Origin of the sequence: Shewanella sp. SM55 (genome assembly GCF_025654025.1) — a bacterium.
GTDB lineage: Bacteria > Pseudomonadota > Gammaproteobacteria > Enterobacterales > Shewanellaceae > Shewanella > Shewanella oncorhynchi.
Genome location: NZ_JAKKRS010000002.1, coordinates 69,441 through 94,916, shown reverse-complemented (window position 1 = coordinate 94,916; position 25,476 = coordinate 69,441). Strand labels below are relative to the sequence as shown.

Below are 25,476 nucleotides of genomic sequence, written 5' to 3'. Positions count from 1 at the left end.
AAGGATTTTGCGAATGGCATTTTTAACAGAGGAACAAATCAATTCGATTGGTTTCAAATATATTGGTAATAATGTAAAAATTAGCGATAAGTGTGTTATTTACAACCCAGAGTTAATTGAAATTGGGAGTAACTCAAGAATCGATGATTTTTGTGTATTATCCGGTCGAATAGTTATCGGTAAAAATATACATATCACCGTCTACTGTAACATTGCTGGCGGTGTACCTGGTGTTTATATAGACGACTATTCAACTGTAGCCTATGGTTGCCATATTATGTCGCAAAGTGATGATTATACTGGGGAAACAATGACAAATTCAACTATCCCCAAAATGTATAAGTCTGAAATTTTTCAAGCTGTTTATATCGGTAAACATGTAATAATTGGGGCTGGTTCAATAATATTGCCAGGATGTGATATTAAAGAAGGTTGTTCAGTTGGTGCTATGAGTTTAGTGAATAAACCAACAGATCCTTGGGGAGTATATTTTGGTGTGCCCGCCAAAAGAGTAAAAAATAGAAGCAAGAATTTACTTATCCACTTTCAAGAGTATTTAAAAAATGATTCCGTTCAATAAACCATACCTGCATGGTAAAGAATTAGTTTACATTGCCCAAGCTGTTGCATCAGGAAAGATTTCAGGTGACGGTGTGTTTACCAAAAAATGTCATGATTTTTTTGAACAGCGTTATGGTTTTAAAAAAGTGTTGATGACCACTTCATGCACCGATGCCTTGGAAATGGCCGCGATCCTACTAGATATTCAGCCAGGCGATGAGGTGATTGCGCCTTCATATACTTTTGTTTCTACTGTAAACGCATTCGCTTTACGTGGCGCGAATATCATATTCGCCGATAGTTATCCTGACCATCCCAATATTGATCCTGTACAAATAGCTAAGTTAATCACACCGAAGACAAAAGCTATTGTAGTAGTTCATTATGCTGGTATTGCCTGTGATATGGATGCAATAATGGCGATTTCCAAACAACATAACATCCCTGTAGTAGAAGATGCAGCCCAAGCTATTGATAGCTATTACAAGGGTAAACCGCTTGGTAGTATCGGTACGTTTGGGACTTTCTCCTTTCATGAAACTAAAAATATTATTGCAGGTGAAGGTGGTTTACTAGTTATCAATGATGAGCAATATATTCATCGTGCTGAAATTATCCGTGAAAAGGGTACTAATCGATCTTCATTTTTTCGCGGTGAAGTGGCTAAATATGGCTGGGTAGATATTGGTTCATCTTTTTTACCGTCAGATATTATTGCTGCTTATCTTAATGCTCAGCTTGAGAGTATTGATGCCATTCAAGAGAAACGTAAAGCAATTTGGCAGCGATATTATGGCAGATTAAGCCAAGTGTTAACTGGTTCAGGTATTGAGTTACCGTCAGTTGCAGTTTATTCGACCAATAATGCACATATGTTTTATTTGGTGTGTGAAAGCCTTGAGCAGCGTAGCGCGTTAATTCAATTCTTGAAAGATAATGGCATACATGCTGTTTTTCACTATTTATCATTACATCAAAGTGAATATTATTTATCTAAATATAGAGGAAGTGATTTACCAAATTCTGACAGATTTACAGATACCCTAATTAGGCTACCGTTGTTTTATGAGTTGACTGATGAGCAGGTTGATTATGTTTGCAATATGATTTTTAACTTTGTTAAAACTCTTTAAATATTAGTAATTTCATTAATCAAAGTTATATAAAGAGTTTAATATTTTGAATGTTAAAAATATTGTACAGTTCTCGATAGGTCCAATCGGAGCTGCGGCATTAAGTTTAATCACGTTACCTTTTGTAGCGTGGTTTTTCAGTGTTGAAGATGTCGGCCGTTTAACCATGTTACAAGTAGCGCTAAGTTTAAGCGTGTCATTATTCAGCCTAGCCATGCATCAAGCCTATGTACGTGAATACAATGAAGAGAATGACAAAGCCGCATTGTTAAAGCATGCGGTGTTGCCTGGCCTTATTGTTTTAACAGCATTTTTAGCGTTGTTATTGTTTTCACCTTGGTCAATATCAAAACTATTGTTTAATATCGATTCAAGTTTACTTTCATGGTTCCTTGTTATTGGCATCTACTGCAGCTACTTGATTAATTTTTTTGCACATGTAGTACGTATGGAAGAGCGAGGCTTAGTTTTTTCAGCAACCCAAATTCTGCCTAAGCTATTTTTACTTATATTTATCGGTTTTATATTTTTACTCAATTTACGTGCTGAATTTCAAACACTGATGTTAATGAATGTACTTGCCGTTGCAAGCTCGGTTAGTATTTTTGCATGGTTAACAAGAACAACGTGGTTACCCGCTATAAAAAAACCGCTTAATCGTGAGTTAATGCATCGAATGCTAACCTTTAGTTTGCCACTTGTTGCTGGTGGTATTGCATACTGGGGTTTAACAACCATGGATCGATTTTTCCTTCGTAGTTACTCTGGGTTTGAAGAATTAGGTGTTTATGCCCTTGCGGTTGCACTTGCTGGGGTGGTATCAGTTTTATCGGTAATATTTTCAAACCTATGGCATCCTGTTTTTTACAAGTGGGTAAAGAATGGAATAGATAAATCTAAAGTATTAAATGTAATTGAGTGTATGTTACTTGCAGTATGTTTAATTTGGTCATTAGCAGGTGTATTTTCTTTTGTGTTGGTTTATTTTTTACCACCAGAATATTCTGCTATCGAATACTTAATTGTCGCCTGTATTGCTATGCCACTTTTTATAATGCTATCAGAAACAACAGGTGTTGGTATTGGTATAACCCGTCGTTCTTCGTTTTCTATGCTTGCCTCAATATGCGCATTTGTTGTCAATGCAATATTAAATTACATGTTAATACCTGATTTAGGTGCATCTGGTGCAGCCATAGCAACATTGTTAGCTTTTTTTACTTATTTTGTTGTTAGAACAGAAGCAACGGCAAAGCTTTGGTGGAGTTTTCCAAGAGTTAAAATTTATAGCGTAGTTATTTGCTATATAACGCTAACTGTATTAATGGTGCTTAGTGAATCTCGTTTCGATTATTTATTCATTGCTTGGTTTCTACTACTGTTATCAGTTTTAGTTGTTTATTTTAATAGGGTTAAAATGATCGTTTCTGAAATGAAAAATATTATTAAGGGCGCATGACATGCTATTCATTTACGGAGCATTACCAGTTGGTGGTATTGAAACTTTTTTTTTAAGAATGGCAAAAGAACGGTTTAACAAAAACTTATCAACCTCAATTTTATTACTCGCTAAACCTGAACAAAGTAATCAAGAATTACTTGGTGAGATGAAAAAATATGCAAATGTAATCTTTTCTAATGATATCTTTTATGGCCCTTCGTTATTTTGTGAGCGACTCCCACTTCTTATGCCTATAAAACAGAAAATATTCTTAGATAAGTTAAGAGAGATTGACCAGATTCACGTTTCTGATGGCATGCATGCATTGCTTGGGAGTCGACTAGCTCAACAATTAGAGAAAAACCTCCCAATTACAGTTGGTTTTTATCACTATATAAAATACTTGTGGGGTGGAAATAAAGTTGCTTGGCATGAGAAAGTAAATAGAAATTTTGTATTTAACTATCTTCCTGATGAATCATTACTTTTCTTCTCTGAAGGTAATCGCGACCTATATCTTAAGCATAAGCAACAAAAATTTGAAAAATCAAAAACATTTAGACTAGGTGTTATTGACAAAAAGAATGTAATACTTAAAAAGGATTTAGTAACGCCACTTAAAATTGCAGCTGTTGGGCGTTTGGTTGAATTTAAAACCTATAATTTTTATATGGTAGATGTTGTTAAAAAGCTAATAGATAAAGGAATTGATGTTAGATTTGCTATCTATGGCGACGGGCCATTAAAACAGCAAATACAAGAAAAGATAAATAAAGCCAACTTACAAGATAAAATTGTTTTAAAAGGCACTTTAGACTATTCAAAGTTTGATTTAACCGTGTCGAGCTATGATTTATTTATAGGTAGTGGCACGGCAATTATTCAAGCGTCATCATTAGGCGTTCCTTGTATTACTGGTATAGAGAATATGATAGAACCTAAAACATACGGTTACTTTTGCGATGTATGGCAATATGAGTATAACTTGAAAGGATTGGATCTGCCGCTTTTAAATGTTGAAGATATTATTTATGATTTTGTAAATGGATCGAAAATTTGTAGAAAGGAATTAAAAGAAAGGCATAATAACTGTGTTGATTCGTTTACTAATGAAAGCTGCCAAAACTCAATGGATATATTAAAAAACATTGAAATGCCAAAAGTTTTTTTTAATTTCAATCGCTGGATTTATGAGTTATCTCGTGTCGTTGATAGAATAAATATGAGATTTAATAGTAGTCATCCTATGAGAAATGAGTTTAAAGACTTTGGCAATATTAATGAAAAATAATTATTAATAGAATTGTATGCCTATTGATGATATAAATCAGCTAATTTAGCATTTCTAAGTTTTTTAATTCAATGTTCTATGAATTTTTGTTGAGAATTATATGCAAGTTTATAAGCGATGCGCAAGATTAATATGGGGCTGAGTGGGAGGCGACATATGCAATTGGCGAAATATAACTTGTTGTAAATATAAAAATATAAAGAAAGAAAAAAGCACAAAGCACAAAGTACTACTGATGTGAGTGCAAAATATTACAATATGGTAATGGCATGCAAAGTTTGAATTTCAATCGTGTTAATTCGCCCAAAATTGAAAGCCCTATAAATTTTGACTAGTAATAAATCGTCATTTAGAGAGAAAATTAGATGTGTGGAATAGCAGGCTTGCTTGATTCTAGAAGACAGTCAAGTATTGTTGATTTAAAAAAAATGACTGATATCCTATATCACCGTGGTCCAGATGATGGTGGTTATTTTTTTGAACAGGTAGATAGCACTCAGGTTGGTCTAGGGCATCGACGTCTGTCCATCTTAGATTTATCAAACCATGGCCATCAGCCTATGTCTTTTAATCATTTAGCTATGATTTATAATGGCGAGGTTTATAACTTTAAAGAAATCCGTGTAGAGCTAGAGAAGCATGGATATAGCTTTGAATCTCACTCTGATACTGAGGTGATTTTAAAGGCTTACCATAAATGGGGTATCGAAGCTGTACATCGTTTTAACGGTATGTTTGCGATAGCAATTTTTGATAGCCAGCAAGAAACTCTAACTTTGATTCGTGATCGTGCAGGCGTTAAACCGTTGTACTGGTATCATAAAGACGGATTGCTCATGTTCGCGAGCGAGCTAAAAAGTTTTCACGAGCATCCTGCCTTTGTAAAGGAACTTAACCACGATGGCCTTGCTTTGTTTTTGCAATATGGTTATATCCCGCAACCGCATACGATTTTTAATCACACCCACAAGCTGCAAGCAGGTCATGCACTTACATTCAACATCAAAAATTCAACATTAAGAATAGATAAGTATTGGGACGTTATAGACTGTTATAACCAACCCAAGCTTGATATCTCTGAACAAGAAGCCATGGATGAAACCGAGCGACTATTAAAATTTGCTTGTGAATACCGCATGGTTGCAGATGTTGCTGTGGGCATGTTTTTGAGCGGTGGATATGATTCTTCCGCAGTTACAGCATTATTACAGTCAGAGCGCACTGAAAAACTGAAAACATTCTCCATTGGTTTTCATGAGCCAAAATATAATGAAGCACATCATGCTAAAAAAGTAGCTGATCACTTAGGTACAGACCATACCGAATACTATTGTACGCAAAAAGACGCTTTAGCTATTTTACCTAAGTTGCCAGAAATATGGGATGAGCCTTTTGGTGATGCTTCTGCTATTCCTACTACCTTAGTTAGTCAGTTAGCTAGAAAGGATGTTACTGTTTCTCTTAGTGCAGACGGTGGTGATGAAATTTTTGCTGGTTATGACAAATACACTAGTATTGAAAATAAAAAAATAAAGTTTGCTCAAATCCCCTCAGTATTATATCCCCTTCTTAAAACTGGTTTAAATAGTGACGTTTTACACGCTACTGCTAAAAAGTTTGGTATGTATAATGCTGACGTTCGCTTAAAGCGATTTTCGCTAATGCTTGAACAAAATGAGAAAGGCCTTTTAAAAATAGGCTCACAAACTTTTACTGATATAGATTTAGATATCTTATTAGTTAATAAGTATAATAAAGTAAAAACAGAATTTGACGCGGAAATAAACCAAAATTGGTTAGATAATATACTTGCTATTGATTATAAAACTTACCAATTAGATGATATTTTAACTAAAGTAGATAGAGCTACAATGTCTGTGGGTTTAGAGGGTAGAGAACCATTATTAGATATTAATATTATTGATTTTGTTGCTAGGCTCGATCCTAGTATGAAAATTAAAAATGGATCAAAAAAACATTTACTTAAAGAAATCACACACAAGTACATACCTAAAGACATCATGGATAGACCTAAAATGGGTTTTGGTGTACCTATTTTTGATTGGTTTAAATCTGAATTGAAAGAATATATTCTATTTTATCTCAGTAATGATCGAATAGAGAGCGCCGGTATATTCAATACATTTTATGTTGCACACCTACGTGATAAATATCTCGCGGGTGCAGATGTCAATGTTAATCAGATTTGGTTTTTATTAATGTTCGAAATGTGGAGAGAGCGATGGATGTAGTAAGCAAAAAAATAACCCTACTCATCAGCTCTCTCGCCGGCGGTGGTGCTGAAGGTGTATGTGTCAGCGTTGCTAACGGCTTAGCGGATAATGGCTGGCAGGTTAATTTGGTGGTATTGCACACCAATAATGCGGCTTACCTAGAGCGTGTTAGCCCTAAAGTAAATTTAGTCGTGCTGGGGGTTAACCATGCCCGTAATGTGCCTTTACCTTTACTGCGCTATATCCGTAAGCACAAACCCGCAAAACTGTTGGTGTTTAATTACGAGCTAGCGGTAATTGCGGTCATGTTACGTAGTGTATTTCGTCTTAAAACCAAAATTATAGCTCGAAACATTAATACCTTTTCACAAAACACTGCGAAGCCACAAGGCAGCTGGCAGCGCTATATTGTTAAGCCGTTAATTAATCACTTTTATGGTAAAGCTGATCATATAATTAACCAGTGCCAAGCAATGCGTGACGACCTAGTTTCTGTATTTCCGCACTTGGCAGATAAAACCAGTGTGATTTATAACCCTGTCTCTAAGCATGTCGAAGACTACGCAAAAACTCATGATCTAACCCAAGTGGTAAAGCGAGATTACCTACTTTGTGTTGGCAGGTTAGAAAAGCAAAAAGCGTTTCATTACGCTATTGAAGGTTTTGCTGGTATTGCTAATGATTTTCCAAGCCTACGGCTAAAAATTGTTGGCCAAGGCAGTTTGGAGCAATCATTAAAGCAATGTGCTATAGATTTGGGTGTAGCCGATAGGGTTGATTTTGAGGGCTTTCAAGCGGATATGATTCCTTACTATTTACATGCCAAATTGACATTACTCACCTCGCTGTATGAAGGCTTTCCTAATGTATTGATAGAATCCATCACGTTAGGTACACCTGTGATCGCGTTTGATTGTCCGAGTGGCCCAAGAGAAATTATTCAAGAAGGGGTTAATGGGTATTTGGTTGATTATCAATCTGTAAGCGCGTTAGAGACAACATGTAGGACATTTTTGAACAAGCCTATAGATAGTAAATCAGTACAATTCTCAGCAAGTCGCTACTTAAGAAATAATGTTATTAAAATTTATTTATCACTATTAATTATACCACATGTTTAATATTATAAGCATAAGTGCTGAATATAGTAAGCTCTATTTAAATAGGTACGTTCTCTTATTTTTTTTAGTGTTTATTTCTTTTACAGATTTTTTTTCATTCATATCAAAGGTTTTTTATTTCCCTGTACTCTTAGTGTTTGTGATTTATATGTATTCACTTATCATTGATAAGAAGTTAAAACAGCATATAATATTTTATGGGTTATCATTGCTTTCTCTGGTATTAATGTTTTTTTTAAAGAGGGGTAATATAAACGGTTTGATTTTTATTCCGGTTTTTGTGTTCTTTACTTACGTTATAGTCTGCCGAAGTATAAAAAAAGAATGCATGAAAGTTATTTTTGATTGCTTCTTAAAGTTAATTGTTTTATTTCTCTTGGCTGTTTCTTTTTTTGAGATTTTGACAAAGTTAAATATGGTGTCATTTAGCTATTATTCTGACTTCATCAATAATTATGGTGATATGCGATTTGATGTCCTACGAACAAGGGTTTTATGGGGGTCAGCTTTAAGTTCCGCATCTGTTGGTATTTTCTTGATGTTTTATTTTTCTTTAGTCAGAAAAGATTTCACCTTTTTGTTTTTGACTTTTTTTTATATTATCTTGACAGGATCACGTACTGCTATTGTCCTTTTTATTTTAATGTTATTTGTGTCATTAATAAAGTCTTGCAGTTTTTGGAGTCTCAGATTATCAAGAAAAACATTTTTTTCCTTAATCTCTTTATTACCTTTTGTTATGCTTGCCTTTGTATGGCTGTTAGATTCAAGTGTTGGAAGAATCGTTAATCGAGCTTTTACTATAAAAGCAGATGCCTCATTTTCTGGAAGGGAGAATACTACAGGAGCTGTATTAGAAAAGCTTTTAGCATCGTTACCTGAAAGCTTATTTTGGGGTTTGACTAATACTAATTGGATTAGCGACTCCGCATTTACATCTATTGCAGCACAAAGTGGCATTTTACCTTTATGTTTATTTTTAGGGTATTTATGTTTTTTGTTGTTTAAAAGCTCTCTGGACTATATTACAAAAATAACGGTTTTCATTGTTTCTATTTTGGGTGGCTGGACTATTGGTGATTTCTTTATTCCAGCTGTAACATTTTTATATACTTTAACTTTTCTTATTTATGAAAAAAATACTACATATTATTACCGGTTTAAGTGATGGTGGCGCAGAAGCTGTGTTATATCGTCTGTGCGATTTCGATAGAGATAATGAACATGTTGTAATTTCTTTGATGGATAAAGGGAAATATGGTCCTTTACTGGAAGAGATTGGTGTTAAGGTTTATTGTTTGAATATGCCCGCAGGCAGTATACATTTGATGGCCTTAGTTAAATTGTATAAATTACTACGCCAACTTAAACCGAATGCAGTACAGACTTGGATGTACCATGCTGATTTAATCGGTGGGATAATCTCAAGGCTTGCTCGAGTGAAAAATGTTGTATGGGGAGTGCACCATACCACTTTGGTAAGAGGGGAATCAAAGTTATCCACGATGATAATCGCAAAACTAAATGCCTTAATTTCATCATTTATTCCTCGCCGTATTATTTATTGCGCAGAAAAATCTCGCCAAGTACAAGAGTCGATTGGGTTTGATTCTAAGATAGGGCATGTTGTACCAAATGGTTATAATATTGATCAATTCATGCCTAATTCATATTCAGGCTTGACTTTTCGGAAAGAAATTGCCATCGCGAATGAACAGTTTTTAATTGGACATGTTGGACGTTTTCATCCTTTTAAAGATTATTCTAACTTGATTCAATCGATCGGATTATTAAGTGACTTTAAAGATCGTGTAAAAGTCGCTCTGGTAGGTAATGATTTGACTGATGGCAATGACGTGTTAAAGCGATTAATAAACGAAAACACTTGCGGTGAATGTATTTTATTACTCGGTCGTAGACAGGATATTCCATCAGTCATGAATGGGTTTGACCTGTTTATTTTATCATCTTCGAGCGAGGCTTTTCCTAATGTATTAAATGAAGCCATGGCTTGTAGTACGCCTTGTGTTACCACGGATGTTGGTGATGCAGCGGTAATTGTGGGTGAAACTGGTTGGGTTGTGCCACCGAAAGATCCTCAAGCTTTAGCCAAAGCGATATTAGAGGCGATGGACGAAAAACAACACAATTCACAATTGTGGCAAGCAAGAAAAAAAGCTTGTCGTGAGCGGATTGTGGATAATTTTAGTATAGAGAAGATGGTCGCTGGCTATCATCAGGTTTGGTTTAATTCATGAATATTGCACTTGTTTCACAAAATGCTTCTCCTGGGCATTTGATTTTTCGTAAAGATTTAATAAAAAGTTTAGTTAATGATGGGCATACTGTTTATGCTTTTGCGGTTGACTATACTCAGGATACACGAACTGCGATTCAGGAATTAGGAGCTATCCCTATTGATTATGACCTTGAACGGGCTGGATTGAATCCAATAAAAGATTTGGCAACAATATATCAATTAAGAAAACTTTTTCGTCATTATCAAATAGACTCTGTTTTTAGTTTCTTTATCAAACCATCTATGTATGCGACGTTAGCGGCTAAGTTTGCTGGTTGTAAAAATAAAATTGCTATGATCGAAGGGTTAGGTTTTATTCATACTCCTTCTCAAACTGGGTTATCATTCAACCGTCAGCTCTTGCAGTATGTGCATGGCACGCTTGCCACCTTGTCTTATGCCTTTGCTGATAAAGTGCTGTTTTTAAATCCTGACGATCCTCAAGATTTAAATAAATTTGCATTTATCAATAAAAATAAAATCGAAGTTTTTGGTCCGATCGGTTTAGATTTAGCTTCTTATCCTTATCAGGTTCCTCAGTTAGATAAAGATAAAATTCGATTTGTATTTGTGGCACGGTTACTTAAAGAAAAAGGGATTTTCGAATACCTTGCTGCTGCAAAAAAAATAAAATCTGAATACCCTAATGCAGAATTTGTAGTGTTAGGTGGGTTAGATGAAGAAAACCCTGGCGGCATCAAGCTTCATCAATTAAAGGAATTTATTAATGACGGTACAATTATTTACCCTGGTTTTGTGAATGATGTGCACGAACGGATACGTTCTGCACATGTGTTTGTTTTACCATCATATCGAGAGGGCGTGCCGCGTTCAACACAAGAGGCTATGGCTATTGGTCGGGCGGTGATCACCACTGACGTTCCCGGTTGCCGGGAAACAGTACAAAATGGTTACAATGGTTTTCTTGTGCCGAAATGGAATGTTGAACCGTTGGTTAAAGCAATGAGAAGCTTTATTCTGCAGCCAGACCTTATTAAATCAATGGGTGATGCGAGCTATCAAATTGCGGTTGATAAATTTGACGAGAAGAAAATCACCCCGAAGTTGATTAAGCTGATTACCAAAGGTAAATAGCGGTATAACTAATGGCACATACTCTAACGAGAGACTGGGGTAAGGATGTGGCCACCGTTTAGTTATTAAACCAGATCAAAAAAATTTATCGGAGTATTAGTATGGTGTATTTAGTTACGGGTGCCGCAGGATTTATTGGTAGTTCAGTCTGTCAGCGTCTCTGTCTGCAAGGTCATGTTGTAATTGGTATTGATAATATTAACGACTATTACGACATCAATTTAAAGAAAGCTAGGTTAACTGGTATTGAAAATCCGTTGTTTCGCTTTATTCATTTAGACATTGCAGACCGCGCCGCCGTGGCGTCGATTTTTGAGAAAGAGAATTTTGACCGAGTGATTCATCTCGCCGCCCAAGCTGGCGTGCGTTATTCAATTGAAAACCCGCATGCCTATGCTGATTCAAATTTAGTGGGTCATTTGAATATTCTAGAAGGTTGCCGGCAAACAAAAGTGAAGCATCTAGTTTATGCTTCTTCCAGTTCTGTATATGGCTTAAACGCTAAAACTCCTTTTGCCACCTGTGACAGCGTTGATCACCCAGTATCCTTATATGCTGCCACCAAAAAGGCAAATGAGTTGATGGCGCATAGTTATTCTCATCTTTACGATATTCCGACCACGGGTTTACGTTTTTTCACCGTTTATGGTTCTTGGGGTCGCCCTGATATGGCGCCGTTTATTTTCACAAAGAAGATTTTAGAAGGTGAAACCATAGATATTAATAACAATGGGGATATGTGGCGCGATTTTACCCATGTAGACGATATTGTCGAAGGTGTGGTGCGTATCAGCGATGTGATTCCTAAACGCAATAATGACTGGACGGTTGAAACTGGTACTCCCGCTAGCAGCTCAGCGCCTTATGCGGTGTATAACATCGGTCACGGTTCGCCAATTAATTTAATGGACTTTGTTAAAGCCATTGAAGATGAATTAGGTATTGTAGCGAAAAAGAACTTCCGCGAGATGCAGCCTGGTGATGTTTATCAAACCTATGCGGATACCCAAGACTTATTTGCTGTTACAGGGTATCAACCTAAAGTTGGTGTAAAAGAAGGCGTGGCTGAGTTTGTGGCATGGTATCGCAGTTATTACCGGATTTAAGTTTGTTAAAAATGTCATTTTAATTATTTAAACCATTTAAATTGTAAGACGAAATTTATAACGCGCTTTGCGTACGTAGAATGCCTTGTTTTGTCGCCATTCTTGATGGTAGTAATTCGCCTGATGGTTTGTATTTTCTCTGCATGATTGTAACTCTTGGCTATTTGTAATGGATTTCAGCCTGCACAGGAATGACGACATATTGAGTGATATTTTTTGTGAGCAGATTAGACATTGCTTACACACATTAGGACATAAGTAATGAAAATCGCTATTGCTGGCACTGGCTATGTTGGTCTTTCTAATGCCATTTTATTAGCCCAGAACCACCAAGTTGTTGCTGTTGATGTGATTCCTGAAAAAGTTGAATTGATTAATAGTAAACAGTCGCCAATTCTGGATGCTGAAATTGAATATTTTTTAGCTCATCATAAACTCGATTTAATCGCTACCTTAGATAAAAAGTTAGCTTATCAAAACGCCGATTTTGTCATAATTGCAACTCCTACGGATTACGATCCTAAAACTAATTATTTTAATACTTCCTCTGTCGAATCGGTTATTCAAGATGTGTTAGCGGTTAATCCTAAAGCCGTGATGGTGATCAAATCTACTGTACCAGTGGGTTTTACTGCCAAGGTTAAGCAAAAATATAACTGTGATAATATCCTTTTTTCGCCAGAGTTTTTGCGTGAGGGAAGAGCGCTTTATGACAACTTACATCCTTCGCGCATTATTGTGGGTGAGCGCAGTGAACGTGCTAAGGTTTTTGCTGAGTTATTAGTGCAGGGCGCGATTAAAAAAGACATTCAAGTGTTATTTACTGACTCCACTGAAGCTGAAGCCGTTAAATTATTCTCCAATACTTATCTTGCCATGCGTGTCGCTTATTTTAATGAACTTGATACCTATGCTGAGACTCATGGGCTAGATTCACGGCAGATTATTGAGGGAGTCTGTTTAGACCCGCGTATAGGCGGCCATTACAATAACCCCTCTTTTGGTTATGGTGGTTATTGTTTACCTAAAGATACAAAACAATTACGGGCTAATTATGCCGATGTACCTAACAGCATTATTGGTGCGATTGTGGATTCTAATACGACGCGTAAAGACTTTATCGCTGAGTCCATTTTAAGTCGCGACCCTAAAGTAGTGGGTATTTATCGCCTTATCATGAAGTCGGGTTCTGATAATTTTAGGGCTTCTAGTATTCAAGGCATCATGAAGCGTATCAAGGCCAAGGGAGTTGAAGTTGTTATTTACGAACCTGTTTTAAAAGAGCCCGAGTTTTTCCACTCAAGAGTTATTACGGATCTTGCTGAATTTAAGGACCAAGCTGATGTGATTGTGTCTAATCGTATGGCCAAGGAACTGGCTGACGTCGCTGATAAAGTATATACCCGTGATATATTTGGTAGTGATTAAACCTTATTTAAGACTGATAATTAGATTTTAAAGCTGAATTTTATTCAGTTTTTTAAAAGAATTTTGTATTTCGGAAGCATTTTGGCTCCGATGGTGTGCGTGGCAAAGTAGGCACTTCCCTATTACTCCTGATTTTACCATGAAGTTAGGTTGGGCTGTGGCACCTTAATGTCAAATCTTGGCTTAGAGCTTGCGCTTAAGCAGATGGATATCCCTTTTGTTCGCGCGAAAGTGAGCGACCGCTATGTTGTTGAGCAACTTAAGCATACCGGTTGGCAACTTGGCGGTGAGGGTTCTGGACATATTTTGAGCTTGCAACATGCTTCAACAGGAGACGGCATTGTTGCATCCTTACAGGTGCTTAAAGCTATATTAGAGTCCCAGAAGAGTTTGTTTGAGATTAAAGCTGGCATGACTAAACTTCCTCAAGTGTTAATTAATGTGCGTTTGGTCACGGCTGATGCTGACAGCATTTTAGCGACAAGCAGCGTACAGCAAGCTGTGATTAAAGCCGAAGGGATCTTAGGTGACCAAGGGCGTGTATTGTTGCGCAAATCCGGTACAGAGCCGCTTATTCGCGTAATGGTCGAATCTACCGATAAGATTATGACGCATACTCAAGCAGAATATATCGCGGATGCGGTCCGAACAGCTTAGATCTGGAGTTTGTAAAGCCTAATGGCGCTAAGTGTCCATTCAGATCTTAATATGCTGAATTTTCAAGCCAGAAAGTTGTATACTTTCTGGCTTTTTGTTTTTCTAACCTTTTACTTTTTGGGTGAGTGATATGCGAATATTGATTACGGGTGGGGCTGGCTTTATCGGTTCTGCCTTGGTCCGTATGCTGATTGGGCAAACGACGTGTGTAGTGATCAATTTCGATAAGTTAACCTATGCCAGTCATTCTGATGCTTTGGCCGAAATTGCCAATAGTGAGCGCTATCATTTTATTCAGGCTGATATTTGCGATAGAGTGAAATTAGATGCCGTATTTCAGGATTATCGGCCAGATGTGGTGATGCATTTAGCGGCCGAAAGCCATGTTGATCGCTCAATTGATGGACCTGCTGAATTTATCCAAACCAATATAGTGGGTACTTATACATTGCTTGAGGCGTGCCGCTGCTATTTCCAAAGTTTGAATGCGGATAAGCAAAAAGTTTTTAGATTCCATCATATTTCCACCGACGAGGTTTACGGTTCATTAGGGGCTACAGGATTCTTTTCTGAGACTACAGCCTATGATCCTAGCTCTCCTTACTCAGCCAGCAAGGCATCGGCGGATCATCTTGTTCGAGCATGGCATCGCACCTACGGTTTACCGATAGTTATCACTAACTGCTCCAATAATTATGGGCCTTTTCAATACCCTGAAAAATTGATCCCTTTGATGGTCAATAATGCATTGGCCGGAAAACCGTTACCTGTCTATGGTAATGGTCAGCAAGTACGTGATTGGTTATATGTAGATGATCATGTGCGTGCCTTGTTTCTTGTTATAACACAGGGCAGAGTCGGGGAGACCTATAATATTGGAGGGGCTAATGAGCGTAGCAATCTAGCGGTTGTTTACCAAATTTGCGATTTACTCGAAGAGTTAGTACCCACTCATCCGCAAGCTTTTGTTATTAATGGTATTGGTTTTCGAGGTTTGATAGAACATGTTACAGACAGACCTGGGCATGATGTGCGTTATGCCATTGATGCGAGCAAGATCCAGAGAGAACTTGGTTGGCAACCATTAGAGTCCTTCGATTCTGGGCTCAGAAAAACTGTCGAGTGGATAGTGGCTCGGTATTTTAACGCGCCAAATTGAGTAATATTGGAGCTTAACCTGTAAATACTGTTATAGGGGACAGGCAGTAATAGACACTTTAAGTAGTCTACTTGGTCTTGTTGATTTTAACCTTATACCATCCCCTTGTTGGAAAACGAGAATATCATAGGGCATGATCTTGATAACCTGGCCATTGTGCTCCCATGTCACGGTATCTAAGCAGCAAAGTATTTGGATGATAGGGATGTAAGTTTCAGTTTTTTGCAGTTCATTTGGGGAGTTGTTTGAGGTTGCAATCTGTTCTTCGATAAATATGTCATCAAAGCTAAGCCTTTGCGTATGCGCTTTAAATACGCCGCGTTTGGTCATGACATTGAAATCAATAACATTACTGCCTAATAATTGACTTGTTATTGAGGTTTCACCAGCAAAGCAGAATGGGCTATCAGCGGGCGAGAGTCGCTTATATTCAGTTGTATCTGTATTTCCTGATATCTTTTCTCCAGCTCCAAGGCCATTTATCTGTTTTGTCCCTTCATGACTATTGATGCTGAGTTCGACACCATCACCTTCCAGAATGACCAGTTGCCTGTCTATGTCGATAAATGATGAAAAAGGTCCGTTGCTGCTAATACTTGCAATGCTGATCCGATAATCGAATTCAGTAAGTTCGGCATTGATGGGGGAAATGAATAGCTGTTTTGTGCTTCCACCACCATTTTTCCATGGCGTTGATGGGCAATCTTGATAGCGGATCAGTTGTATGCTGTTATTCAAAATAACCTCTTTATTGTTTAAGAAGGTTTGTTTCGCTTTTCTTCGCTTCACAACTTCTAAAGTATCGCTTTGCGATTGCAGAACATTTCAGCGTGACTTACGGATAACGGTACGGGTGCTTTGCTTTTACGGTAAGTGCAGCGTTCCGTTATCCATAATCTAATACCGCAGCTGAGTGCTAACTGCCAGCTCTGCTTTTATAGACCTTTCTTTTTCAACACATAATTTGCAGCAAGTTCGCCGGTGATCCGTTTGCCTTCAGTGTCTAACATGATCAACTGATTTTCACCGACCAAATATTGTGTACCATCTTCTAGGGTGATTTTCTGGCCCAGTTCGTCCCATGTCACTTTGCCCATCAGTTTTAAAATCTTTTCATCTTTACCTAAATAAACTGTTTCTTGGACAAAGCTATTATCAGCTTGCAAAGTGATTAGGGTTTGCATTCCTTCACAACTGGCGCAAGGCAATACGCCTTCATAACTACCTGCCCAATCGAGCGAGTTCTGGCTGGTATCACCTACTGGGACGGATTTTGCCGCTTCTGTTTGAGCTTGGGCTGTATTGACTGCCGTTTCTTCTTTTGGGGCTTCTGAGCAAGCCGTGGTGAATAAAGCCAGCAGTGCGATGTAACATAGTGATTTTTTCATAGTAGCTCCAATAGAAATTTTGGGAATTATGCATTAAGTGCACTCATCATACCCGCCAAGACTAGGTTAGGCTAACTTTTGCTATTTCTATTTTTATAACAATAACTTAAGTTGTTTTTGTGTGGATTTTAAGTGGCCAGTATGTTAGTTGTTAGTCCTAAGCGGTAATCAAAGGGATGATAATTTATCCTTTGAAACTAGTCACTTTCAAGATTGAATCTATACTAAAACGTAACTATTCATCGTAAACGGTGGTTTTGTGGCGTTATTTAAGAAAAGTGCTGATGTTATCGAAGATACATCCCATAAGCCTAAACAAGGCATTTGGAAGGTGGCCATTATTGATGATGAACCTGGGATCCATGATGTCACTCGATTTGCGTTAAAAAATCTGACCTTAGATAATCGAGTCTTGCAGTTCTACTCCTGTTACAGCGCTGCTGAAGGTTTAAGATTATTTCAAACTGAATCAGATATCGCCTTGGCCTTTATTGATGTCGTCATGGAAACGGATCATGCAGGTTTAGAGCTAGTACAAAAAATTCGCACTGAATTAAATAACCACAGTACCCGCATTATTTTGCGTACGGGTCAGCCGGGGCAAGCACCTGAAGAGCAAGTCATTCGGGATTTTGACATTAACGATTATAAAGCTAAAACAGAGCTCACCGCGGCTCGGCTTAAGTCTTGTGTGTACACCTCATTGCGCTCCTATCGCGATATAAAAATTATCGAGCAAAGTCAAAAGGGGATGGAAAAAGTGATTGCTGCTTCCACCTCTGTACTTAAGAGCCATACATTGCATAACTTTGGTAGTGCAGTGCTCGAACAGACCTTGCAGCTGCTCAATCTTGAAAGCTCGGCTCTTTATCTCACGAGTTATCATCAAGACCTTTACCTCGATACTCAAATGAATCTGCTGGCCGCCACGGGAGATATGATCAGTTACTTTGAAGGTGGAAGCGTTGAGACTCTGCCAGGGGATGTGCGGGAACATATTATTGAAGCGATAGCGCTAAAAACGTCGCTGATCCGTGAAAATATTTATGTTGGATTTTATGAGCTTAGTGGACATGTTACCAGTATTTTATATTTACAACACAACACTAAGTTAACGGATTTTCAAGTCAGCATTCTTGAGCTATTTGCGGCAAATGTGAGCTTAACCTTTGAGAACTTGTCGGGCCGTGAAAATGTGCAGCAGACACAAAGGGAGCTAATTTTAATCATTGGAGATGCTATTGAGCAGCGCAGTAAGGAGACAGGAGCCCATGTGCGCCGTGTAGCGCGCATGACAGAAATGCTCGCGATTGCCATTGGTATGAAGGCAGACTTTATCGAAACCATTCGTTATGCGGCGCCTCTTCATGATGTAGGAAAAATCGGTATCCCTGAGAGTATTTTGCATAAGCCCGGTAAACTCGATGCCGAGGAATGGGCGATTATGCAAACGCACGCAGAGAAGGGTTATAACCTGTTGGTTGGCTCAAATCGTATCATTGCCAAAATGGGCGCTAGAATTGCTTATACTCACCATGAACGTTGGGATGGGCAAGGTTATCCCCGTGGGCTATCGCAGGAAGACATTCCGATTGAAGGCCGCCTCATGGCGATTGTCGATGTGATTGATGCTTTGCTTTCCAAGCGAAGTTACAAAGAGGCTTGGTCAGTTGAGGCGGTGCGCGAGTACATCTTAGCGCAATCGGGTAAACAGTTTGATCCCGTCTTATGTGAAGCCAGCCTTGATTTGTTAGATGTGTTTGCCTCCCTACATATTCATATTCCGGACGAGCCGCTATGACCCGAATGCTTGATCGAATTTTATTTGATGTCAGTAAGTCTCAGGTTATTGATGAGGGTGATCTCATTCAAGCATCACAACTTATCGTGAGCTCAATTTGTAAGGGATTACAGATCTCTCGGGCGGGCATTTGGTTGTTGAGTCCAGATAATCAGAGCATCGCTTGTTATTATTCACTCGACAATCAGCAGCCACAAGAAGCGTTAGTGCTCACTCGCGCACAGTTTCCCCATTATTTTAGCCTGCTCGACAATGAGCGCACAATTGTCGCCAATAAGGCGCAAACGGATCCCGCCACTAAAGAATTTGTCGAAACCTATCTGAAACCGAATCAGATCAGCTCTTTGTTGGATAGTCCTATTCGTCACCACGGAAAAATGGTGGGGATTATTTGTTCTGAACATCAGGGCGAGGCGAGGGAATGGACTCGGGATGAGAAGGCTTTTGCCTCGGCACTCGCCGACCTTTTTGGTCGAGCCATGAGTGCTAAAGAGATCATTGAATATCAGCAACAGCTCAAGCTCATTAATACCGATCTTGAGCATAAAGTTGAGCTGCGTACCGCAGAGCTTGAAACGGCATTATCGACTTTAAAATCAACCCAAAAGCACTTAATTGAAAATGAAAAAATGGCGGCCTTAGGCAGCTTAGTTGCTGGTGTTGCCCATGAAGTGAACACCCCCCTTGGCATAGCTGTCACATCCGTGACCCATTGTTTGGATGAGTTATCACTATTGAAAGGACTCTTTGAGAAAAACGAGCTCGATGAGGATAAATTTGTCAGCTTTATCAATACAATGCAGGATGGTTTATGCTTAATTGAACGTAATCTTTCCCGCGCTGCAGAACTGGTGCATAACTTCAAGCGTACTGCTGCAGACCAATCGATACTGGAACGCGAGCGCTTTAATCTGAAGAATTATATTTTTCAGATATTTAGTTCATTAAAACCCTTGATGCGTAAGAAAAATATCACTTTAAAAGTCGAACTTGACGATAATATTTTTATTGATTCTTACCCCGGTGCGATCGCACAAATTTTCACTAACTTAGTCGCGAACAGTTTTCGTCATGCTTTTCCCGATGATTTTGTCGGTGATAAGCAAATTGTGATAGTGGTTGAAAAAATGGCTTCGCAGATCAAGATGATTTATGAAGATAATGGCGTAGGCATGTCCGATGAAGTGAAAGCCAAAGCATTCGAGCCTTTTTTCACCACCGCAAGGCAGAGTGGTGGAACAGGTTTGGGGATGTCGATTATTTATAATCTGATCACACAAAAGCTGAACGGTAATGTGTCACTCTTCTCAGCGCCTAATCAGGGGTTACGTATTGAGATGCTGATCCCTGAAAGTAGTAAGGGTTGAGATAGGTTAGCGTCTTCTTATATGTTTATTAAGTAACAGACGAATTGAAATCTTACTGGCCAAAATGGTATTGGCTTTTGCGGTTTAATATTCTGTTGCGTTGTTTTTCCTGCATTAACAGCCAGCAGCCCTGTTATCCGTTCTTCCTGCTCGCGACATTTTGTATGCTACAATCTTGGCACTTCAACATGGCTTATCAATCCTAAATATTTCAATGAGAAAAGGCATTTTACTGGCGGGCGGTACTGGCTCGCGTCTTTATCCTATGACGCAAGTTGTCTGTAAGCAATTACTGCCCATTTATGATAAACCAATGATTTATTACCCTTTGGCCACTCTGATGCAAGCTGAGATTCGGGATATATTGATCTTTTTTATACCCTACTATTTCGCTGTTTCGTGCATGACTTTATAAGCAGGTATTGGATGAAATATAGCGAAACAGAATTAGCCGAAGTATTGGTGTTTGAACCTCAAGTATTTGGTGATGAGCGTGGTTTTTTTAAGGAAACGTTCAGGCAATCCTATTTTGATGCTTGTTTTACTGCAAGAGGACTTGAGCCTCCCGTATTTGTGCAGGAAAACCAGAGTCGTTCGCAACACAATGTTCTGCGAGGCTTGCATTTTCAACGGCGAAAACCGCAGGGTAAATTGGTGCGGGTCTGTGCAGGGAGCATTTTTGATGTTGCCGTCGATATTCGGGCTGACTCGGCCACCTATGGAAAGTGGGTTGGGCGAGTGCTATCGGCAGAGAATCATCTGCAAATGTGGATCCCGCCGGGCTTTGCGCACGGTTTTTATGTCCTCAGTGATTATGCTGATGTTATTTATCAATGTACCCAATATTATGATCCTGAAGATGAAAGCGTTTTAGCTTGGAACAGTGCTGAGTTTGCCATTGATTGGCCATTAATTGCCGCACCGATTTTATCCACCAGAGATAGCATCGCCAGTGTACCCTCATAAGACCAATCACTGCTTGTATTAAAAGGAATGATTGAGTCGTGAGCTAATTTGGCAGTGCAGATTTTACTATTGTAAGTTAGTCCTAATGGCAGAAAACAAAACGGGCAAGAATTATCTTGCCCGTTTTGAGGTTTAGCTGCGTACTAACTATTTAATGGGGTCTACACTGGGTCTGGTATACCAAGGTGACCGCGCATCAGTCATATCAAATAAGTTGTATTTACGACCAAGCATTTGGCCACCGTCACGGGTCAACGGCATCCAAGAGAGGAAGCCACGGCTTTGAGTCGGTCTAATTGTCATTAAATCGAATGGAATTGAAATATAGAATCCCTTGGTAAAGCTACCTTCACCGTATTCTTCTGCTGACAAGTTAGTCTTAGTCGCAAATGCACCGACGATAACGCCACTATCAAACTGTTTTGAGAAATCGACAGTTATGCCTTTGTCCTCGGTAAGATATTGGCCTGCACTGATTTTTAACAAGGTATTCGGGAACCACTTAGGCTGGTAATAAGCTGTTGCATGTCCAGTCACTACACCGGTTTGTACGCGATATGGACCTGTAATAGGATCGTATTGATGCTCATCCTCGAAGAAACCAAACATGCTGTCAGGATCTCTTTGTTTCGCATAGTTAGCATCAAAACCGAATGCCCACTCACTGTTTAGCGGTCGATAAAGGAATTCTGTACCTACTCCACCATACATCATCTCTAAATAACCACCATAGGCTTGATAGGAGATGTTATCGCTCAGATTATCCATCCAAGTTAGCTGTAAGTTAGTCGCTCTGACCGTTGAGTCATGGACATATTGACGAATAAGCGTTCTTACGCGTTTTAAGTCGGTACCATCAGGTGGAACATCGTACAAAAATTTATCGTAGTTATCATAGAGATTCAAATAAAGTGATCCCGAAATTTCCAAGCGATCATTAAATCGATACGCTGCACTGCCAGTAACACCTATGTTGAACATATAGAAACCTTCTGAACCACCGAAGGATTGCACCATAGTGGGGGTAATATCAAAACTTAATTTATCCAACCAATCCTCATGGGATTGGGTTACTAATGTTCCTTGAGGCGACCTTGGTACACTGATTTCTGTGCTATCCGCCATATCTGCATTGATATAACCATAGGTAGCTACTTGAGCGAATTTATCAGCGTCGATACGTGTCTCTGTTATCGACTGCTTATAACGGGTTTCAATAAGACGATATTCAGTAATTATCTGCTTGTTAGTGTTATTTGCCAGTATAGTGGCGGCTCTATGGTGGGCTTCTTTACGGTCCATATACTTTACTTGATCTGCAACCACGGTCACACTGTGATTATCAAGATAGATTTTTGGATTGTCGTAACCAGCGATAGTACTAAGCTCAGTCGCTACTCTGTCCCAATCAGTTTGGCTGGGCATTTCAGCGTGGATAGTCGTGTTTGTAACCGGTTCTGACTTTGATGACTCAGTTGTTACTAATGGCTGAGTTGTTACCGTTGAAATAGCCGTATCGGTAGAGGATTGTGCTGTTTCTTCTGTACCGTCATGCGTTACTCTTTTACCCGACATAGGTACTGCTGCTATAGGTTTATATTTCTCTGCAGGAGTATCACGTTTAATTTGTCGTAAATCATTGAAGTTAGTCTGCAGGCTAACGCCTAACGTCCAAGTATTACCACGCTCATAGCTTAGGTGGAAATCACTCCAGCTCGTTGCTCGGTAGAGTAAGCCATAGTTAAATTTACTGTCTTGTGACATATCGACGCCACCACCAGTGACGGGGAAATCTGCTAGATAATCATTTCCATCATATTCTACTTTTACTCGTAAAGGTTCCCACGGCGTTTGATATTCAATACCGCCATATAATGCCGCACAGCCTTTAAACCAACGTTGGTAGTCGACAGTTCCACCTTTTCCTCCAAAAGATGTGTCTCGATCACAATTATCATTAAGATCTTTTTTATCCGAAGTCAGGTTACCGCTATTTCCTATATAGCCCCAGCCTATCCCTAAGGTAAAGTCGACTGGACCAACACGTTTAGTGGCCGCAATAAACTCGCCATCAAATAAGCCTGTACCGCCAAAATCTCTTATACCAATAGAAGTTTCTGGTAACCAGTAACTTTCTTCTACTAGACGGACTTTAAAGTCGATACCTTTATCAGTGTACTTGGTGTTACCGCTGAAACTCGGATCGTTACTGTAGAGTAGATCTTGTACTTGGGTATAACGAACCGTAGTTTCAAACCAAGGGAATAATTGCACTGAAGCTGAAAAATGCTGGTATTCAGAGTTATAAGTTGTTGCAAAATTAAACTCACCTTCAGGAGCCATACGTCCTGTAGGCATTTGCATTAATCCTACACCACCAAAGTCCGATTGTGAGGCTAAGAGTGGAGGATAGCTAAATTCATCGGCTTGGATATGGAATAAAGGGAAAAGAGCCAGAGCAATAGCTGAAAGTTTACTTAACGTAAGATTAGAATGGGTAGCGTTATTCATTACAGAGCCCGATTCCTTAGTAATTCAATAATATTGGCGTTCAATGTGCTGTAGTCTTCTACTAAGTCTGAAAATTCAACATAAAGCACAGCTCCTGGAGCAATATCTTGCGCTTGAGCATTCCAATAGGCTATTGGTTGTTTTAGTGCTTTACCATCTGGTTGAACTATCCATACGAAGCTATTATCAGCGTTTTCTAATGGAATCGCTTTCGCTAAATAGTCTTTACTATTCTTATTGACTTGCCATTCAAAACTTCCCGCTTTAGCTACCGCACCCATGACAAGTACTGTCGTAGGTCTCTGAGGTAAGATAAGTTCGAAACGGCCATCAATTAGAGGGTTGTATGAGTCATTTATCCTAATTAGATCAGGATGTAATGGCTGCATTACGCGCTGTCCGAGCTTGATTTGTCGTAAAAACTGCGCAAGTTTTGCAAGCTTTGCTGTATAGATACTGTCATCTGCAGCTTGACCCATTTGTGCTAGTTGGGACAGGGTTTCTTTGCGCTTAGCTTCTAAAGCGGCAGTGTTTTGGATATCGAGTAGTGCTGCACCCAACCAATAAATAGGGGTTATCTCTTTATGATTGTTTTTATTATGTATTTGAAGTTGTTGTAAGCCGTCCAGAACTACTTTATCAAGACGAATCGATGTTGGATAAAGTAATTCAACTTGTGCATCTTGGTTTGACGACGTTGTAACTAACAATTGGGTTTCAGCCTGAGCTACTGTCGCTAAAACAGAACTGACCAGTAGCGCTAAGGGCATTAAATAGGATCTCATTGGGACTCCACTAAGACGCAAATGGCTTGAGTAATGTAATTTCGATAAAAGGCTGATTAGGGGCAATTTTTTGACGACTCTTAATCACATGACCTGTTTCTGGTGTGAGCCAAAATTCATTTTGATACTGAATATTGAGATTATCTACCGAAACTGATTCAAGGTAATGTAGCGCTTGGGTTGGAGTATCGTTGATGAGAATGTTTTCTTTAGCAATAAAACTAAAATGTGAATTTACGCGGTAGCCAAAGTGATATCCGGGTTGCCAATCAATCGTTCGAGTCCATGTTTTGGGAGTGCTGTCTAAATGTAAGCCTAAGAGTATAGGATCTGGCTCATTGCTTTCTACTGCAATTAAATCACCTGTTAATAGGTTGCTCGTCCTAACCAATCGTCCATTTATTGTTACTAACATGGCTTTATCTGCAGAGAGCCATTTTAACTCTGTTATTGCAGGAGTCGGTGGCAGCGTTAAGGTGAACTTAGGCTCTGCAAGTGCAAGTACAATGAACGCTTGAGGTATACCATCGATTCGAGCATAGATACTGGCATAGGGGATATTATTAACTTGCTGTTCCGACAATTGAGTATCTTTGTCACCGATAAAGGCTAACTTCAAAGTATCGTTAAGTGCACTGATTCTTTGGCTACAAGCGGTTGTGTTTACTAACACAATCGAGATTGTCAGTAGTGACAGTAATTTTTTATGTATACGCATCCGAGTTGCTTATTCTCAATTAGGATTAAATAGCGAATTTAAAGAGGTATCAGACAGATTTCAAGTTATGAAATTAACTTTGTAAACACTCAAAAAAAACAACCGCCCATAGGGCGGCTGTTTAGAAGCATACTAACAATAGCTTAGTTACCAGTGCCTGTAGTTGTACCTGTGCCAGTACCTGTGTTGGTAATTGGGTTACCATCAGAACTGTTAGAGATAACAACTGCGCCAGCAATTGCAGCAGCAGCAGCTACGCTACCAGCAACGATAACACCAGTACTAGTGCTTGCAGCAGTACCAGTACCGGCAGCTTCGCCTTCAACTGCATTTGCAGCCATAGAGCTGAATGCTGTCATTGCAACGATAAGTGCTAGTGAAGTTTTTTTCATCGTGATTCCCTTTTTGAAAAAAT

At 38.9% G+C, this 25,476-nt stretch carries 21 protein-coding genes and 2 pseudogenes; 17 read left to right on the top strand and 6 right to left on the bottom strand.

Features of this window, described 5'->3' with window-relative positions; all coding sequences use genetic code 11:
* The first annotated feature begins 13 nt into the window (after window positions 1-13).
* The 13 genes and pseudogenes from L5L91_RS03595 to rfbB all read left to right on the top strand — a co-directional run bounded on the left by L5L91_RS03595 (window position 14) and on the right by rfbB (window position 15,525).
* The gene (locus tag L5L91_RS03595; RefSeq protein ID WP_263202385.1) at window positions 14-580 is read left to right on the top strand and encodes an acyltransferase; all 567 of its coding nucleotides are present in this window, start codon (window positions 14-16) and stop codon (window positions 578-580) included.
* Window positions 564-1,694 (top strand): dTDP-4-amino-4,6-dideoxygalactose transaminase, encoded by a 1,131-nt coding sequence (gene rffA / locus L5L91_RS03590; RefSeq protein WP_263202384.1) that lies wholly within the window; start codon window positions 564-566, stop codon window positions 1,692-1,694. Before L5L91_RS03595 ends, rffA begins: the two co-directional genes overlap by 17 nt.
* A gap of 46 nt (window positions 1,695-1,740) precedes the next feature.
* Complete coding sequence (locus L5L91_RS03585) at window positions 1,741-3,153, top strand: lipopolysaccharide biosynthesis protein (protein ID WP_263202383.1); 1,413 nt, start codon at window positions 1,741-1,743, stop codon at window positions 3,151-3,153.
* 1 nt (window position 3,154) lies between these two features.
* Window positions 3,155-4,426 carry a glycosyltransferase gene (locus L5L91_RS03580; protein ID WP_263202382.1) on the top strand — a complete coding sequence of 424 codons (1,272 nt, stop codon included), beginning with the start codon at window positions 3,155-3,157 and terminating at the stop codon, window positions 4,424-4,426.
* A 365-nt stretch (window positions 4,427-4,791) separates the two neighbouring features.
* The gene (gene asnB, locus L5L91_RS03575) at window positions 4,792-6,678 is read left to right on the top strand and encodes an asparagine synthase (glutamine-hydrolyzing) (RefSeq protein WP_263202381.1); all 1,887 of its coding nucleotides are present in this window, start codon (window positions 4,792-4,794) and stop codon (window positions 6,676-6,678) included.
* Window positions 6,669-7,781, top strand: a complete 1,113-nt coding sequence (locus L5L91_RS03570; RefSeq protein ID WP_263202380.1) for a glycosyltransferase — start codon at window positions 6,669-6,671, stop codon at window positions 7,779-7,781. The genes asnB and L5L91_RS03570 overlap by 10 nt, the downstream gene beginning before the upstream one ends.
* Window positions 7,782-8,109: 328 nt before the next feature.
* Window positions 8,110-8,949: a hypothetical protein gene (locus L5L91_RS03565; protein ID WP_263202379.1), complete on the top strand. Its 840-nt coding sequence runs from the start codon at window positions 8,110-8,112 to the stop codon at window positions 8,947-8,949.
* Window positions 8,912-10,039 carry a glycosyltransferase family 4 protein gene (locus L5L91_RS03560; protein ID WP_263202378.1) on the top strand — a complete coding sequence of 376 codons (1,128 nt, stop codon included), beginning with the start codon at window positions 8,912-8,914 and terminating at the stop codon, window positions 10,037-10,039. The genes L5L91_RS03565 and L5L91_RS03560 overlap by 38 nt, the downstream gene beginning before the upstream one ends.
* Window positions 10,036-11,175 (top strand): glycosyltransferase family 4 protein, encoded by a 1,140-nt coding sequence (locus L5L91_RS03555; RefSeq protein WP_263202377.1) that lies wholly within the window; start codon window positions 10,036-10,038, stop codon window positions 11,173-11,175. Before L5L91_RS03560 ends, L5L91_RS03555 begins: the two co-directional genes overlap by 4 nt.
* A gap of 101 nt (window positions 11,176-11,276) precedes the next feature.
* Complete coding sequence (locus L5L91_RS03550; RefSeq protein ID WP_263202376.1) at window positions 11,277-12,281, top strand: NAD-dependent epimerase; 1,005 nt, start codon at window positions 11,277-11,279, stop codon at window positions 12,279-12,281.
* 261 nt (window positions 12,282-12,542) lie between these two features.
* On the top strand, window positions 12,543-13,709 hold the full coding sequence (locus L5L91_RS03545; protein ID WP_263202373.1) for a nucleotide sugar dehydrogenase: 1,167 nt from the start codon (window positions 12,543-12,545) through the stop codon (window positions 13,707-13,709).
* Window positions 13,710-13,868: 159 nt separating this feature from the next.
* Window positions 13,869-14,366, top strand: a pseudogene (glmM, locus tag L5L91_RS03540) (phosphoglucosamine mutase); the annotation flags it as partial.
* 130 nt (window positions 14,367-14,496) lie between these two features.
* Window positions 14,497-15,525: a dTDP-glucose 4,6-dehydratase gene (rfbB, locus tag L5L91_RS03535; protein ID WP_263235697.1), complete on the top strand. Its 1,029-nt coding sequence runs from the start codon at window positions 14,497-14,499 to the stop codon at window positions 15,523-15,525.
* 30 nt (window positions 15,526-15,555) lie between these two features.
* Here rfbB and L5L91_RS03530 read toward each other — a convergent pair whose 3' ends face one another.
* Both L5L91_RS03530 and L5L91_RS03525 read right to left on the bottom strand, forming a co-directional pair.
* Window positions 15,556-16,263, bottom strand: coding sequence for a HutD family protein (locus tag L5L91_RS03530; RefSeq protein ID WP_263235696.1), 708 nt, complete (start codon window positions 16,261-16,263; stop codon window positions 15,556-15,558).
* A 197-nt stretch (window positions 16,264-16,460) separates the two neighbouring features.
* A complete protein-coding gene (locus L5L91_RS03525) occupies window positions 16,461-16,913 on the bottom strand; it encodes a copper resistance protein NlpE (RefSeq protein WP_113940966.1) in 453 nt (150 codons plus the stop codon).
* 259 nt (window positions 16,914-17,172) lie between these two features.
* Between L5L91_RS03525 and L5L91_RS03520 the strand changes: the two genes are divergently transcribed.
* The 4 genes and pseudogenes from L5L91_RS03520 to rfbC all read left to right on the top strand — a co-directional run bounded on the left by L5L91_RS03520 (window position 17,173) and on the right by rfbC (window position 21,047).
* Window positions 17,173-18,714: a DUF3369 domain-containing protein gene (locus tag L5L91_RS03520; protein ID WP_263235695.1), complete on the top strand. Its 1,542-nt coding sequence runs from the start codon at window positions 17,173-17,175 to the stop codon at window positions 18,712-18,714.
* Window positions 18,711-20,081, top strand: a complete 1,371-nt coding sequence (locus L5L91_RS03515; RefSeq protein WP_263139277.1) for a GAF domain-containing sensor histidine kinase — start codon at window positions 18,711-18,713, stop codon at window positions 20,079-20,081. Before L5L91_RS03520 ends, L5L91_RS03515 begins: the two co-directional genes overlap by 4 nt.
* A gap of 214 nt (window positions 20,082-20,295) precedes the next feature.
* Window positions 20,296-20,463: pseudogene (locus L5L91_RS03510) on the top strand (sugar phosphate nucleotidyltransferase); the annotation flags it as partial.
* A 44-nt stretch (window positions 20,464-20,507) separates the two neighbouring features.
* Window positions 20,508-21,047, top strand: a complete 540-nt coding sequence (rfbC, locus tag L5L91_RS03505) for a dTDP-4-dehydrorhamnose 3,5-epimerase (RefSeq protein WP_263163520.1) — start codon at window positions 20,508-20,510, stop codon at window positions 21,045-21,047.
* 147 nt (window positions 21,048-21,194) lie between these two features.
* Here the strand turns inward: rfbC and L5L91_RS03500 are convergent, their stop codons facing one another.
* The 4 genes from L5L91_RS03500 to L5L91_RS03485 all read right to left on the bottom strand — a co-directional run bounded on the left by L5L91_RS03500 (window position 21,195) and on the right by L5L91_RS03485 (window position 25,453).
* Window positions 21,195-23,558: a YjbH domain-containing protein gene (locus tag L5L91_RS03500; protein WP_263235693.1), complete on the bottom strand. Its 2,364-nt coding sequence runs from the start codon at window positions 23,556-23,558 to the stop codon at window positions 21,195-21,197.
* Entirely contained in the window at window positions 23,558-24,343 is a 786-nt protein-coding gene (locus tag L5L91_RS03495) for a capsule biosynthesis GfcC family protein (RefSeq protein ID WP_028761137.1), read from the bottom strand. The genes L5L91_RS03500 and L5L91_RS03495 overlap by 1 nt, the downstream gene beginning before the upstream one ends.
* 10 nt (window positions 24,344-24,353) lie before the next feature.
* Window positions 24,354-25,061, bottom strand: coding sequence for a YjbF family lipoprotein (locus L5L91_RS03490; protein WP_028761136.1), 708 nt, complete (start codon window positions 25,059-25,061; stop codon window positions 24,354-24,356).
* Between the two features lie 143 nt (window positions 25,062-25,204).
* A complete protein-coding gene (locus L5L91_RS03485) occupies window positions 25,205-25,453 on the bottom strand; it encodes a hypothetical protein (protein ID WP_028761135.1) in 249 nt (82 codons plus the stop codon).
* Window positions 25,454-25,476 lie beyond the last annotated feature (23 nt).